General features: G+C 28.2%; 13 protein-coding genes and 1 pseudogene. 6 read left to right on the top strand and 8 right to left on the bottom strand.

The window, feature by feature from the left end:
* Positions 1 to 40: 40 nt before the first annotated feature.
* Positions 41 to 1247, bottom strand: a pseudogene (locus N5A56_RS16630) (RsmB/NOP family class I SAM-dependent RNA methyltransferase); the annotation flags it as partial.
* A 78-nt stretch (positions 1248 to 1325) separates the two neighbouring features.
* On the opposite strand from N5A56_RS16630, the gene recG reads away from it, so the two are divergent.
* The gene (gene recG / locus N5A56_RS16625) at positions 1326 to 3422 is read left to right on the top strand and encodes an ATP-dependent DNA helicase RecG (protein ID WP_265724409.1); all 2097 of its coding nucleotides are present in this window, start codon (positions 1326 to 1328) and stop codon (positions 3420 to 3422) included.
* Here recG and N5A56_RS16620 read toward each other — a convergent pair.
* The 7 genes from N5A56_RS16620 to rlmH all read right to left on the bottom strand — a co-directional run bounded on the left by N5A56_RS16620 (position 3415) and on the right by rlmH (position 9536).
* Positions 3415 to 5061: a M28 family metallopeptidase gene (locus tag N5A56_RS16620; RefSeq protein ID WP_265724410.1), complete on the bottom strand. Its 1647-nt coding sequence runs from the start codon at positions 5059 to 5061 to the stop codon at positions 3415 to 3417. The two genes, recG and N5A56_RS16620, sit on opposite strands and share 8 nt — an antisense overlap.
* Before the next feature lie 68 nt (positions 5062 to 5129).
* Complete coding sequence (locus N5A56_RS16615) at positions 5130 to 5828, bottom strand: ABC transporter ATP-binding protein (protein WP_420793214.1); 699 nt, start codon at positions 5826 to 5828, stop codon at positions 5130 to 5132.
* A gap of 106 nt (positions 5829 to 5934) precedes the next feature.
* A complete protein-coding gene (locus N5A56_RS16610; RefSeq protein WP_265724411.1) occupies positions 5935 to 6387 on the bottom strand; it encodes a GNAT family N-acetyltransferase in 453 nt (150 codons plus the stop codon).
* Between the two features lie 11 nt (positions 6388 to 6398).
* Entirely contained in the window at positions 6399 to 7427 is a 1029-nt protein-coding gene (locus tag N5A56_RS16605) for a FecCD family ABC transporter permease (protein WP_265724412.1), read from the bottom strand.
* A 70-nt stretch (positions 7428 to 7497) separates the two neighbouring features.
* A complete protein-coding gene (locus N5A56_RS16600) occupies positions 7498 to 8073 on the bottom strand; it encodes a non-canonical purine NTP diphosphatase (RefSeq protein WP_265724413.1) in 576 nt (191 codons plus the stop codon).
* Positions 8074 to 8080: 7 nt separating this feature from the next.
* Positions 8081 to 9013: a hypothetical protein gene (locus tag N5A56_RS16595; RefSeq protein ID WP_265724414.1), complete on the bottom strand. Its 933-nt coding sequence runs from the start codon at positions 9011 to 9013 to the stop codon at positions 8081 to 8083.
* 49 nt (positions 9014 to 9062) lie between these two features.
* Positions 9063 to 9536: a 23S rRNA (pseudouridine(1915)-N(3))-methyltransferase RlmH gene (gene rlmH / locus N5A56_RS16590; protein ID WP_265724415.1), complete on the bottom strand. Its 474-nt coding sequence runs from the start codon at positions 9534 to 9536 to the stop codon at positions 9063 to 9065.
* Positions 9537 to 9778: 242 nt separating this feature from the next.
* Between rlmH and nadC the strand changes: the two genes are divergently transcribed.
* The 5 genes from nadC to hisS all read left to right on the top strand — a co-directional run bounded on the left by nadC (position 9779) and on the right by hisS (position 14476).
* Positions 9779 to 10636, top strand: a complete 858-nt coding sequence (nadC, locus tag N5A56_RS16585; RefSeq protein WP_265724416.1) for a carboxylating nicotinate-nucleotide diphosphorylase — start codon at positions 9779 to 9781, stop codon at positions 10634 to 10636.
* Between the two features lie 85 nt (positions 10637 to 10721).
* Positions 10722 to 11291: a pentapeptide repeat-containing protein gene (locus tag N5A56_RS16580; RefSeq protein ID WP_265724417.1), complete on the top strand. Its 570-nt coding sequence runs from the start codon at positions 10722 to 10724 to the stop codon at positions 11289 to 11291.
* A gap of 100 nt (positions 11292 to 11391) precedes the next feature.
* Positions 11392 to 11727, top strand: coding sequence for a four helix bundle protein (locus tag N5A56_RS16575; RefSeq protein ID WP_337994861.1), 336 nt, complete (start codon positions 11392 to 11394; stop codon positions 11725 to 11727).
* An 81-nt stretch (positions 11728 to 11808) separates the two neighbouring features.
* Positions 11809 to 12747 (top strand): YihY/virulence factor BrkB family protein, encoded by a 939-nt coding sequence (locus tag N5A56_RS16570; RefSeq protein ID WP_265724418.1) that lies wholly within the window; start codon positions 11809 to 11811, stop codon positions 12745 to 12747.
* 100 nt (positions 12748 to 12847) lie between these two features.
* A complete protein-coding gene (hisS, locus tag N5A56_RS16565) occupies positions 12848 to 14476 on the top strand; it encodes a histidine--tRNA ligase (RefSeq protein WP_265724419.1) in 1629 nt (542 codons plus the stop codon).
* Positions 14477 to 14649 lie beyond the last annotated feature (173 nt).

The following is a 14649-nucleotide window of genomic DNA, read 5'->3' as shown; positions in this document are numbered from 1 at the left end:
TAAAACCTACTTCTAGCAATGAAAACAGGTGATATTTATTTTTTTCTAATAAAGCCATATAAAATCCGTCGAAACCAGAAATATGAGCTAATACTTTTTTATCAGATACAAAGGTAAAATCTTTTCCGGCTTCAGATGTTAAGAAAGTATTAACTTGATCTTGATTTTCTGAAGGTAAAATAGAACAAGTTGCATACACCATTTTTCCGCCCGGTTTTACCATTTTAGAATACTGTTGCAATACATCTTGTTGTACTTTTTTAATATTATCTATAAATTCTGGTTGTAATTTCCATTTAGAATCTGGGTTTCTACGAATTACTCCTAAACCAGAACAAGGAGCATCAATTAAAACTCTATCTGCTTTACCGTGTAATTTCTTAATAGGTTTTGTAGAGTCTCATTACACGCATGTCTATATTATGTGCTTTATTTCTTTTTGCTCTTACTTTTAACTTACGAAGCTTACTTTCGTAAATATCCATAGCAATCACTTGTCCTTTATTTTCCATTAAGGCAGATAAATGCAATGTTTTACCACCAGCACCAGCACAAGTATCTACAACTTTCATTCCTGGTTTAACATCTAAATAAGCAGCTACTAATTGAGATGAAGCATCTTGAACTTCGAAAAAACCATTATGAAAAGCTTCAGTTCTAAACACGTTTGCTCTTTCTGGTAAAATTAAAGCATCTGGATGATGAGGTACAATTTCTGTAATTACATCTTCAGCTTTTAATTTCTTTTGAAGTATTTCTCTAGAAATGTTTAAGGTGTTTGTTCTAAGAATAACACTAGCTTGTATATTTAAAGCAGCAATTTCTTTGGTCCAAACTTCTTCACCTAATTCAGAAATACATAATTCATCCATCCAATCTGGTATAGATTCTCTATATTTTCTTGTTTTAGATAATTCTGCAAAACGACCTTTTATACGTCTTTCTGGTACATCTCCAATTTGATTCCAATCTGGTAATTTAATTCCCCTTAAAATACACCAAACAGAAAACAATCTCCAAATATTATCTCTATCATAAGGTATGTTTACTTCTGCAATTTCTGCATATAATCGGTTCCAACGTACAATTTCGTAAATAGTTTCTGCAACAAATTTACGATCTCTTGCTCCCCAACGTTTATCTCGTTTTAAAGCTTTTTCTACAGCCTTATCTGCGTAAACTCCTTCGTTAAATATATCTCTAATACTGTCTATTACAGCAAAAGTTAAGTTTCTATGTAATCTCATTTTTTTATTGAATAATGGGGTGCAAATATACGTGAAATAAAAGGTATTTTGTACTTTCGTTATTCATATCTTTCTAAATTGAATTTAAGTTATCCAATTACATATTTAAACGGTATAAGTGTACAAAGGGCAACCCTTTTGTATACAGAGCTAGGTATTAAAACATGTAACGATTTATTAAACTTTTTTCCTTTTAGGTATATTGATAAAACTGCTTTTTATGCAATAAAAGATTTACAACCAAATTCATCTGAAGTACAAATTGTAGGTAAAATTACACGTGTAAAATCTGTTGCTCAAAAAAGAGGAAGTAGGTTAGTAGCTACTTTTCAAGATGCTACAGGTTCTATGGAGTTGGTTTGGTTTAAAGGGCAAAAATGGATTAAAGATGCTTTAAAAGTAAATGAACCTTATGTGGTTTATGGTAAATTGAATCATTATAATGGTAGTTTTAGTATTCCGCATCCAGAGTTAGAGTTGGTTAGTGAGTATAAGAAAAAATTGCAAACCAAAATGCAACCTGTATATCCATCAACAGAGAAATTAACAAACTCTGGAGTTTCAAATAAATTGATACGTACATATATTCAGAATTTATTAAAACAATTTTTTGATTCAATTACAGAAACTTTATCACCCGATATTATAGACAATTTTAAATTGATGTCTAAACGTGATGCATTATTAAATGCTCACTTTCCTAAAAGTCAAGAAAATTTAGCCAAAGCACAAAATAGATTAAAATTTGAAGAGCTGTTTTTTATTCAGTTGCAATTACTTAGAAAGAAACTCATTAATAAAACAAAAATTAAAGGTTTTCTGTTTGAAAATGTTGGTGCCGTTTTTAATGAGTTTTATAGTACAAAACTACCTTTCGATCTTACTAATGCTCAGAAAAGAGTTATTAAAGAAATTAGAAAAGATGTAGCTTCTGGTGCACATATGAATAGACTTTTACAAGGTGATGTTGGATCTGGTAAAACCATTGTAGCATTATTAACAATGCTTTTGGCAATAGATAATGGTTTTCAAGCAACTATTATGGCGCCAACAGAAATTTTAGCCACACAGCATTATCATGCCATTGCAGAAATGGTTGAGGGCATGAATATAAAAGTTGATTTATTAACTGGATCAGTAAGAGTAAAAAAAAGAAGAGAAATTCATGCTAATTTAGAAGACGGAACACTTCATATTTTAATTGGTACGCATGCTTTGTTAGAGGATAAAGTGCAGTTTAAAAACCTCGGAATTGCAATTATTGATGAACAACATAGATTCGGAGTTGCTCAAAGATCTAAATTATGGAAGAAAAATACTGTTGTGCCTCATATTTTAGTAATGACTGCAACTCCAATACCTAGAACATTAGCAATGTCTGTTTATGGCGATTTAGATATTTCTGTTATAGATGAATTACCACCTGGAAGAAAAGAAGTAAAAACAGTACATCGTTTTGATAGCAATCGTTTATCTGTTTTTAAATTTATGAGAGATGAAATTGAAAAAGGGAGGCAAGTGTATATTGTATATCCATTAATAAAGGAATCTGAAGCAATGGATTATAAAGACCTTATGGACGGATATGAAAGTGTTTCTCGCGAGTTTCCACCTCCTAAATATCAAATAAGTATTGTTCATGGTCAAATGAAACCCGCGGATAAGGAATACGAAATGCAACGTTTTGTAAAAGGCGAAACTCAAATTATGGTAGCAACAACTGTAATAGAAGTAGGGGTAAATGTACCAAATGCTAGTGTTATGATTATTGAGAGCTCTGAACGATTTGGGTTAAGTCAACTGCATCAATTAAGAGGTAGAGTTGGTAGAGGAGCAGACCAGAGTTATTGTATCTTACTTTCTAGTTATAAATTGTCTGAAGAAGGAAAAACACGTTTAAAAACAATGGTAGATACTACTGATGGTTTTAAAATTGCTGAGGTAGATTTAAAATTGCGTGGCCCTGGAAACTTAATGGGAACACAGCAAAGTGGTGTTTTAAACTTAAAAATTGCAGATGTTGTAAAAGATACTAAAATTTTAGTAGCTGCTAGAAATACTGCAATTGATGTTTTACAAGAAGATTCTAATTTATCGAAACCAGAAAATACTAATATTAAAATAGCGTATGTAGTATTGTCTAAAACTTCAAAAATTTGGAGCGAAATTAGTTAAAACCTTTTATTTTTTTAATAGAAAAGACCCCACAAATAAATTGTGAGGTCTTAATCATTTTGGAGATTGTTTTCTGTTGTTTATTTTTTTCTACAGCCTTGTCAACAACAATCCTGTTTTCTCTGTTTGCTAATTCCCATGCAGTATGGAAAACTAAACGTGTTCTGTTCTCTAATAAATCGTATTCAATTTTATCAGGAGTATCACTTGGTTGGTGATAATCGTCATGAGTTCCATTAAAATAAAAGATTACTGGTACATTGTTTTTAGCAAAGTTATAGTGGTCAGATCTATAGTAAAAACGATTTGGGTCGTTTTCATCATTATAAGTGTAATCTAACTCTACATTCATATATTTCTTGTTTACTTCTTCAGAGATGTTATGTAGTTCAGTACTTAATTTATCACTACCAATTAAATAAATATAATTTCTGTCTCCTTCTTTTCTTTTAGGATCTGTTCTACCAATCATATCAATATTAAGGTTTGCAACCGTATTTGCAATAGGGAAAAGAGGATCTACATCTGCATAATAGCTAGAACCTAATAAACCTTTTTCTTCACCAGTTACATGTAAAAATAAAATAGAACGTTTTGGTGTTTGTCCGTTTTTTGCAGCCAATTTAAAAGCTTCAGCAATTTCCATTAAAGCTACAGTTCCAGAACCATCATCATCTGCACCATTATAAACTTTACCATCTTTAATACCTTCATGATCTAAATGTGCAGAAATTACTAAAACTTCATCTGGCTTTTCAGATCCTTTTATATAAGCGACAACATTTTCTGAATTAAATTTTTCAGATTTCTCTGTAAATGTAAAACTTACTGGTGTGTTTAAAACTTTTGATTCAGTTTCAGTTTCTATTGTTGGTAAAATTGCAGTAGCAAGAGAGGTGTTTACAAAAAAGTAAAAGAATTTTTCACTTTTTTTATCTTCTTTATCTAAAGCCATTCTACCTCCAGAACCTCCATATTGTCTTGCTACTAATGGGTAAATTTGCGGGCTGTATAACAAAATTGCTTTAGCTCCTTTTTCCATAGCTGCTTTTCTTTTAGCGCTATACTGCTGTCTTGTAGACCATTGAGAAGCTTTGTTTGAACCAGAAACAGTATAAGTATCACCGTTTTTTGGTTCTCCTGCTTTAATTAATACTACTTTGCCTTTAACGTCTAATCCTTTATAACTAGAGTATTTTTCATCTTCTATACCATAACCTGCATATACTATTTCGTTCTCATTTATTGTTGCATTATAACCCTTACCTACAGATACAACATCATCTACAACTTTAAAACTTTTACTATTTACAGTAAAATTAATATCTGGAGTACCTTGTTTTACTAAAGGAACTTCTTGAAAATAATCTGTTTTAGAAATTGGAGAAGGAATTTTTAAAGAAACATAATGGTCTTTTAAATATTCAACGGCTTTCTTTTGACCTGGTTCTCCAGTTTCTCTACCTTCAAATTCATCAGAAGCATAAGTGTATAAGTGTTCGCTTAGCTCTTTTGATGTAATTGTAGCTGCATATTTTGCTGCTTGATCTACATTTGCTTCATTTTTTTTAGAAGCATCTTTACTAGAACTACAAGCTGCAAAAGCTAATAAGCTAGCACAATAAATAATTTTTTTCATTATTAAAAAGTGTTTAAATTTGGTATATAAGTATTCAAATGTAACAAAAAGTTACAGAGTCTTCAAAATTAGTTCTTGTTAATGATAAATTGTTGTAAATTTCTGTTAAAATTAACAATTTCTTTAGGAAATAAATTTTCGAAAGCGTTTTGTTCCATTAATTCATTTGAAGTTCCAAAATATATTTTTGAATTTGTAAATAAAACAATTTTATCAGCAAATTTTATAGATAAATTTACCTCGTGTGAAGACAGTATAATTGTTTTTGAAGTTTTTTCTACCAAATTTTTTAATAAGGTAAAAATTTTGATTGTGTGATGTAAATCTAAATGTGCTGTTGGTTCATCTAAAATAATTATTTCGGTGTCTTGTGCTAAGGCTCTTGCTATTAAAACTCGTTGTAATTGACCATCACTTAATTCATAAAAACGCTTGTTTTTTAAATGCTGAATTTCAGTTTGTTTAATAGCCCAATTAGTTTTTTGTATATCAGTTTCAGATAATTTATCAATCCAATTAGTATAAGGTTGTCTACCAAGAGCTACAAGTTCAAAAACAGTTAATTGACTTTCTGGAAGCCTTTCTGTTAAAACCATACTTAAAGAAGTAGATAATTCTTGATTTGTATAATTTTCTAAACTTTTATTTTTGATTAATACAGCGCCGTTTAATGGTTCTTGTACCTTAGCAATTGTTCTTAATAAAGTGGATTTACCAATTCCGTTTTTACCTAAAACAGTAATTAACTCTCCTTTTTTAAAAGACAAGTTAATATTAGAAGCTACAATGTTTTGTGCTTTTTTGAATTGATAACCTATAGATAAATTATCGGTTTTTAGAACGATTGTATGTTTTGTTTTTTTTAAAATAATATTACTTTTTTAAAAGTTCAAATTTTACTTTTCTAATATTAAAATCTGTTTCCCATTGTTTAACTTCTATAAAACCAAAATTTCTGTATAGGTTTGATGCAGGTTCGTTTTTATAACCAGTTTCTACTACAAATAATTTTGATTTAAAGTGGTTTAATGTAAAATTCATTAACTCACTTGCTATACCTTGTCTAAAATTTAGAGGATTTACTACTAAGCTCTGAATGTGAACATAGTTTGGTTTTTTATCAATTTCTATAACGCCAGCAAATTTATTATTTTTAATATATGCATAAAACTCGGTATCTGAATTGATAAAATTTTCTAAAGTTCTTTTTAATGGCGGGAAATCTGTTGCTTCTAGTATTTCTGCTTCAATTTTATAGGATTGTTGAAAGATTTCTCTAATTTTCTCTGAAATACGAGGCTCTTTATTTTTAAGTTTTTCTATCATACTATACTTAATTAAACAAATATTTTCTTTTTTCTAATTAATAACCAAATAACAACCGGTGCTCCAAAAAGAGATGTTATAGCATTAATTGGTAGTGTAAACTCACTTGTTGGTAATTGTGCAATAGCATCGCAAATTAACAATACAATAGCACCAATTATTGCTGTAGAAGGTATAAGTATTTTATGATTAGATGTTGTAAACAACATTCTTGCAATATGTGGTACTGCTAAACCAACAAAAGCAATTGGGCCAGAAAAAGCAGTAATTACACCTGTGAGTAAACTTGTAATCAGTAAAATAATATTTCTACTCTTTTTTATATTTATGCCAAGGCTTTTAGCGTAATTTTCTCCAAGTAAAAAACTATTTAAAGGTTTAATAACAGAAATAGCACCAATAATTCCAATGCAATAAATAAGGCCAAAAACCAATAATTCATTCCAAGTTAAATTACCTAAACTACCAAAACTCCAAAATAAATATTGTTGTATTTGTTTGGCTTCAGAAAAATAAGCTAAAACACTTATTATTGCAGAAGTTAAGCTGCCAAACATTAAACCAATAATTAAAATAGACATAGTGTTACGCACTTTATTAGCAGCAATAATTACAGCAGATAAAACTAAAAAAGAACCTAAACTTGCAGCGATTGGTAAAGACCAATTAGAGATAGAACTTGATAAGAAAAAACCACCAAATAAAGATGACCCTAAAATTAATAGAGCAACACCTAAACTTGCGCCAGAAGAAATACCAAGTACAAAAGGACCTGCTAAAGGATTTCTAAAAAGTGTTTGCATTAATAACCCACAAATAGACAAACCAGATCCTACTAAAATGGCTGTAATTGCTTTAGGAAGTCTAAAATTTAGGACAATAATTTCCCAACTTTCTTTTGTTGTAATACCACCAGTTAATGTTTTTAAAATTTCTTTAATAGGTATACTAACAGAACCTAAACTAATATTTGCAAAAAACAAAACTATTAGTAAAACGGATAAGGTTATAAAGTGTTTTAAATACGATTTGTTTTCCATTTATAAAGGTCGTGTTAAATCAGTAAAAAAAATAGGTTTACCTCTTAACAACTCTAAAACAAATTTAAGACTAATATTTAGATAAAAATGCAACTAATTTTTGAACAGCAATTCCTCTATGAGAAATGGTGTTTTTTTCTTCTGAAGACATTTCTGCAAAAGAAGTTGTATAACCTTCTGGTTTAAATATAGGATCGTAACCAAATCCTTTTACCCCTTGTTTTTTGGTTAGAATTTCACCTTTACAAATTCCTTCAAAAAGATATTGATTGTCATCAATATTTAAGCAAATTGCAGTTCTAAATTGTGCTATTCTATTCGTTTTATTTTCTAAATCTAAAATTAGTTTTTGCATATTATTTTCAGAATTACTAGGTTCACCAGCAAACCGAGCAGAATAAACTCCAGGTTTCCCTTCTAAACTATCAACTTCTAAACCTGTATCATCTGCAAAACAGTTGTATCCAAATTTGTTTGTAATATAATCTGCTTTTAATTGAGCATTTCCTTCTAAGGTAGTTTCAGTTTCATCAACTTCTTCAAAACAATTAATGTCTTTTAAACTTAGTAATTGTATAGATTCTGGAAGCATTTTTTGAACTTCTGCTAATTTATTTAAGTTATTTGTTGCAAAGACTAATTTCATATTATTTTTAATAACTTTTACTATAACAATAGCCACTAATTTTAGCTACCATTTCGTTTCTATAAGCTTTCATTTCACTACGATCTCTTATTACAAGATTCCTGTTTCCTTGACTTCTAATACTTTTTTTAAATTCAGTAAGGTTACCTCTGTTTTTAAAACTTTTTTCATCGATAAAAACTACACTAGATCCTTTGTATTTATCAAACTTAAAAAATGAAGTTCTATGTTTAACATTGCTAGCTAATGCATTTTTATAATGATTTGTAAATGTATTCCAATCATAATTAGATAATAAAGTTTTAGCATAATCATTTAGCATAAAGCCTTGGTTTAAAAAGTATTCTCCATCTGGTTTTAAAATTAAAACTCCAGATTTATTCTTAAAGATAGAAGTTAACATATTTACTTTATACCAGTTATAGCTTTTGTTTTTAAAAGTATAACCTGAGTTTTTAATATATGTGTTTAAAGTAATGGCATTATTAGAACTCATAAGAGTACTACATTTCTTTTTGTAATTATCTATATTTAAGTTTCTAAGATTAAATTCTTTTTCTGTTTTAGGAAAACGACCATGAGTTAATGTGTCGTTAACCGGAATTTTATGAAAACCTAAAAGCTCTTTTTTATGATTTATAATAATTGCAGCCTTTAATAAATTTTTATTATTCATTTTTTTAGCTAAATACTTTCTTAATTGGCTGTTTTCTTTAAGGGATAATTTACCAAATTTAAATTGTAAAAAAGCGGTATTTATTAAAAGCGAATCGTTTTCTTTTTTTGAGCACTTGTATAAATATGAATTACATTTTTGCACATACTCAATCATAGGAATGAGGTTATTGTCTTTATCTAAATAAATTCTTGTTTTGTTACTTTGAGATGCTAGTTTTAAGGAGGCAAAAACAAGCAAAATGAATAGTAATTTAATTTTCATTTCTTTTTTTAGTAAATGTAATAAATTTAATAGTAAAACATATTTTTAATTATTCATGATGATAAGGCTCGTTCTTTAAAATAGTAAAACCTCTATACAGTTGCTCAACTATAAAAAGGCGAATCATTTGATGAGAAAATGTCATTTTAGATAAAGATATTTTTCCGATTGATTTTTTATAAACAGCATCAGAAAAACCATAAGGTCCGCCAATAACCAAAACCAATTGCTTAATACCAGAATTCATTTTTTTCTGTAAATATTTACTAAATTCAATTGATGTAAAATGTTTTCCTTTATCATCTAACAAAACTAAATTATCTGTGTTTTGTAACTTAGATAAAATTAATTCACCTTCTTTTTCTTTTTGTTGAATTTCGCTTAAATTCTTAACATTTTTAATGTCGGGTATTATCTCTAATTCAAACTTTATATAATGTTTTAATCGATTCTTATATTCATCAATTAAAGCAATTAATTGTTTGTTATCCGTTTTACCAATTGCAAGCAGCTTAATTTTCATGTTTCAAAATTACGAATTCAAATAACATCTCGTTATAAAATTCTCAAAAAAGAATTTTAACTGATGTAAAAATCCTTGATAACTTAAACGTAAAATTTAGGAATTCTGTTACTTCGAGTGATTTCGATTTCTATCGAAATTGTAGCTAAAAGTCTTTTTATTTATCAGTTTTAAAACATAAAATCATTAGAAGTAACAAAAAATTAAAAATCATTGCTATTTTTACATCAGAATAAAAAAATATGATATCAAAAGAACAATTTGAAAACGAATTAGACCTTATTATAAAAAATGCTATAAGAGAAGATATTGGCGATGGAGATCATACATCACTTTCTTGTATACCTGCAGATGCTACAGGGAAAGCAAAACTCTTAGTTAAAGACGAAGGAATTATTGCTGGTGTAGAATTTGCAAAACAAGTTTTTAAGTATGTAGATACAGATTTGCAAGTAGAAACTTTTATAAATGATGGTGATAAAGTAAAATATGGAGATGTTGTTTTTTATGTTGCAGGTAAATCACAATCCATTTTAATGGCAGAACGCTTGGTTTTAAATGCAATGCAAAGAATGAGTGCAATTGCAACAAAAACAGCATTTTTTGCAGGATTATTAGAAGGCACAAAAACCAAAGTTTTAGATACTAGAAAAACAACACCAGGAATTAGAGCGCTAGAAAAATGGGCTGTAAAAATTGGTGGAGGAGAAAACCATAGGTTTGCTTTGTATGATATGGTAATGATAAAAGATAATCATATCGATTTTGCTGGCGGAATTACAGCGGCAATTACAAAAACAAAAAAATATTTAGCAGCTAATAATATTGATATTAAAATTATTGTCGAAGCTAGAAGTTTAGAAGAAATTAAAGAAATATTATCTGTTGATGGTGTTTACAGAATTTTAATTGATAACTTTAATTATGAAGACACAAAAAAAGCAGTTGCATTAATTGGTGATACTTGTTTAACTGAATCTTCTGGAGGTATTAATGAAGATACAATTAGAAAATACGCAGAATGTGGTGTAGATTTTATTTCTTCTGGTGCATTAACGCATTCTGTTTATAATTTAGATTTAAGTTTGAAAGCGATTTAAAAATAGTTATAAAGTTTTAAAAGTAGAAATTTGTAAAGTACAAGTACTATATAAACTTTTAACTTTTTAACATTAATACTAAAAAATGGAACATTTTTTTGATAGCGAAGAATATTCTAAAGTTGATTATACTAAAACGAAGATTAAAAAAGGAGAATATGATAATTGTACCTTTTTAAATTGTAATTTCGAAGGAATTCATGCATCTAACATTCAGTTTGTAGAGTGTGAATTTATAGATTGTAATTTTAGTAATACTATTATAAAAGATACTGCTTTTAAAGAGGTAGCTTTTATTAATTGCAAAATGATAGGAGTAAAGTTTAATGAGTGTGATTCTTTTTTATTGCAGTTTTCTTTTAAAGAATGTCAATTAAACTTTTCTAGTTTTTATCAATTAAAAATACCGAATACTAAATTTACTAATTGTAATTTACAAGAGGTAGATTTTACAGAAACGGTTTTAACAAGTTCTATTTTTGATAATTGCGATTTAAAATTGACTATTTTTGATAGAACAAGTCTTGAAAAATCAGATTTTAGAACCGCTTTTAATTTTGAAATCAATCCAGTTGAGAATAAGTTAAAAGGAGCGAAGTTTAGTAAGGATAATGTTGTTGGTTTACTATCAGAATATAAAGTTATTGTTGAGTAAAAAACAGCAAAGTTAAAAAGTTAAAGAGGTGTAAAGTAACAGAGTCTTGCTTTGTAACCTTGTTACTAACTTTAACTTTGTAACTAATTAAGAGAAAGATATGAAAACGTTTAGAGATTTATTGGTTTGGCAAAAATCTATGAGTTTTGTTAATGAAATTTATAAAGTTTCTAAATCATTTCCAAAAGAAGAAGTTTACGGTTTAATATCTCAAATTAGAAGATCTGCAGTTTCTGTACCAAGTAATATTTCTGAAGGTTATGGAAGACAAGGAATCAATGATTATCTTCGTTTTTTAAATATTGCTTTCGCATCACTTTTTGAATTACAAACCCAATTAGAAATTGCTTTTAATTTAAGTTTATCAAAAAAGAAATTTTTGAAGAATTATATGAGCTATCAAGAGAAATTGAAAGAATGTTATCTAGTTTTATAAGAAGTATAAAATCTAAAAGAAACTAGCTTTAAAACTTTGCCACTTTGTAGCTTTGCTACCTTGAGACTTTATCACAAAAAAATGAGTAAAGAAATAGAAGACAAACTAGAAAAAATACCAATCGTAAATGTTTTGGTGCAATTTGGGAAGAAAATAAAAATTCCAGGTTTGCAAGGTATGTCTTTATATGATGTAATAGAAATGTACATTATAGGTATTGTAGAAGGTGCTTTAACTACAAGAGCTGGCGGAATTGCTTTTAGTTTTTTTATGGCAGTTTTTCCATTTCTATTATTTATTTTAACGCTAATTCCCTACATACCAATAGATGGTTTTCAAGACGGACTTTTTTCGTTTATACAAGATATTTTGCCACCGCAAACTTTTGAAGCAGTTAACCTTGTAATTGGCGATATTATTAACAATCAATATGGTGGTTTGTTATCTTTTGGTTTTTTGCTCTCCATTTTTTTAATGACAAATGGAATAAATGCCATTTTTGGTGGTTTTGAGTATTCGTATCATATAACAGATGTAAGAAATGTTTTTAAATCTTACTTTGTTTCTTTGGCTGTTTCTCTTTTAACATCATTATTCTTAATAATTACTATAATTTTAGTTATACTATATCAAGTAGCATTAACCAAAATAGACGAAAGAGGTTGGTTAAATACCAGTGATTTAAATCTGTTTTATTACGGACGAGGTTTTATCTTTTTAGTGATGATTTTTACCATAGTTTCTTTACTTTTTAGATACGGAACAAAGCAAGGTAAAGAAACCAGGTTCTTTTCTGCAGGTGCAATTTTAACAACTATTTTATCTTTATGTACCTTTTATTTATTTAGTATTTATGTTCTTAAATTTGCGCAATACAATCAATTATATGGCTCAATTGGTACGCTTTTAATATTGATGCTATTTGTGTGGTTAAACGCAATTATTTTACTTTTAGGTTTTGAATTAAACGCTTCTATTCACGCTTTAAGATTCAGAAATAAAATCGATTCTCTTTTGTAACATTTCTAAGTTTTTCACGATATTTGCCACTTCAATTATCAATTACTAATTAATATTTTAAAACAGATAATTGATAAAAGAATACTGATAACTGATTTTTATGAAACCAAGCATACCAAAAGGAACAAGAGATTTTTCACCTACAGAAGTAGCTAATCGTACGTATATTATGAATACGATTAAAACAGCGTTTGAAACTTTCGGTTTTCAACCGATAGAAACACCAAGTTTTGAAAATTCATCTACTTTAATGGGAAAATATGGTGAAGAAGGAGATCGTTTAATTTTTAAAATTTTAAATTCTGGTGATTTTCTAAAGAAAGCTGATGATTTACACGAATTTAAAAACTCCTTAAAAAAGGAAGTAAATTTAATTAGAGATTTAATTAATAAATATATTTCTGATAATAATTTTGGAAAAGATGATTATTATAATTCAGAATTTAAAACAAACGTTATCTTTTATTTAAAAAGTAAAATAAAAGATAAATTTAGCCTGTTAGAAGATGAGTTAGTTGTAAAAAACTTATTAGACATAAAGTTTACTCATAAGTTTGCAATGAGAGATTTTGATACTGTTGAAAAATTAGTAGACTTTTTATATGAGAATAAAAGATCTATAAGAATTACTTCTCAAATTTCAGAAAAAGCATTAAGATACGATCTTACTGTACCTTTTGCAAGATATGTTGTACAGCACCAAAACGATATTACATTTCCTTTTAAACGCTATCAAGTACAACCAGTTTGGAGAGCAGATAGACCTCAAAAAGGACGTTTTAGAGAGTTTTTTCAATGTGATGCAGATGTAGTTGGTAGTAAATCGCTTTGGCAAGAAGTAGAGTTTATTCAATTGTATGATACTGTTTTTACAAAGTTAGGTTTAGCTGGTACAACCATTAAAATAAACAATAGAAAAATATTATCTGGTATTGCAGAGGTTATTGGAGCACAAGATAAATTAATCGATTTTACTGTAGCTTTAGATAAATTAGATAAAATTGGTAAAGAAGGTGTCGTAAAAGAAATGCTATCAAAAGGAATTACAGAAGAGGCTATCGAAAAAGTAGAACCTTTGTTTAGTTTTGATGGTTCTAACCAAGATAAATTAACTTCTTTAGAAGCGATGTTACAAACATCTGAAGAAGGGAAAAGTGGAGTAGAAGAACTTCGTTTTGTAATTAATTCTATAGAAACATTAGGTTTAGAAACTGCTGTATTAGAAGTGGATGTTACTCTTGCTAGAGGATTAAATTATTATACAGGTGCAATTTTTGAAGTTGCTGCACCAAAAAGTGTAAAAATGGGTTCTATTGGTGGTGGTGGAAGATATGATGATTTAACGGGAGTTTTTGGTTTAAAAGATGTTTCTGGTGTTGGAATATCTTTTGGATTAGATAGAATTTATTTAGTTTTAGAAGAACTAGAATTGTTTAAAACAGTTGCTTTGCCTAAACCTAAAGTTATTTTCTTAAATTTTGATGCAACTACAGATGTTATTAAAATGAAAGCAATTAAAAGCTTAAGAGAAAAAAATGTAAAAAGTGAATTTTATCCTGATTTAGGTGAAAGTAATAAGGCACAAAAACGACAATGGAAATATGTTTCTAATAGAGCAATAGAATTTGTTGTTTCTAAAGTAGAAAATGAGGTATTTATATTAAAAAACATGAGTTCTGGAGAACAAACAAATTGTTCTTTAGAAGAATTAATAGAAAAATTAAAGTAGTTTTTTAAAATTAATAAACATCTCGATACAATTTTGCTAAAATCAAAATCACTCGATGTGACAGTATTTAACTGGTAATATTAAGAATGTGTCTGTTCGATTGAAATTTCCTTTTAGAAATTTTGTATAAAGAATACCAAGTATAGAATGTTAATTATAGCTATGTTTATAGA

The organism is Polaribacter ponticola, from assembly GCF_026191475.2.
GTDB classification, from domain to species: Bacteria; Bacteroidota; Bacteroidia; order Flavobacteriales; family Flavobacteriaceae; genus Polaribacter; species Polaribacter ponticola.
The sequence above is the reverse complement of the archived record's forward strand: the minus strand, read 5'-3'. Positions and strand labels throughout refer to the sequence as shown.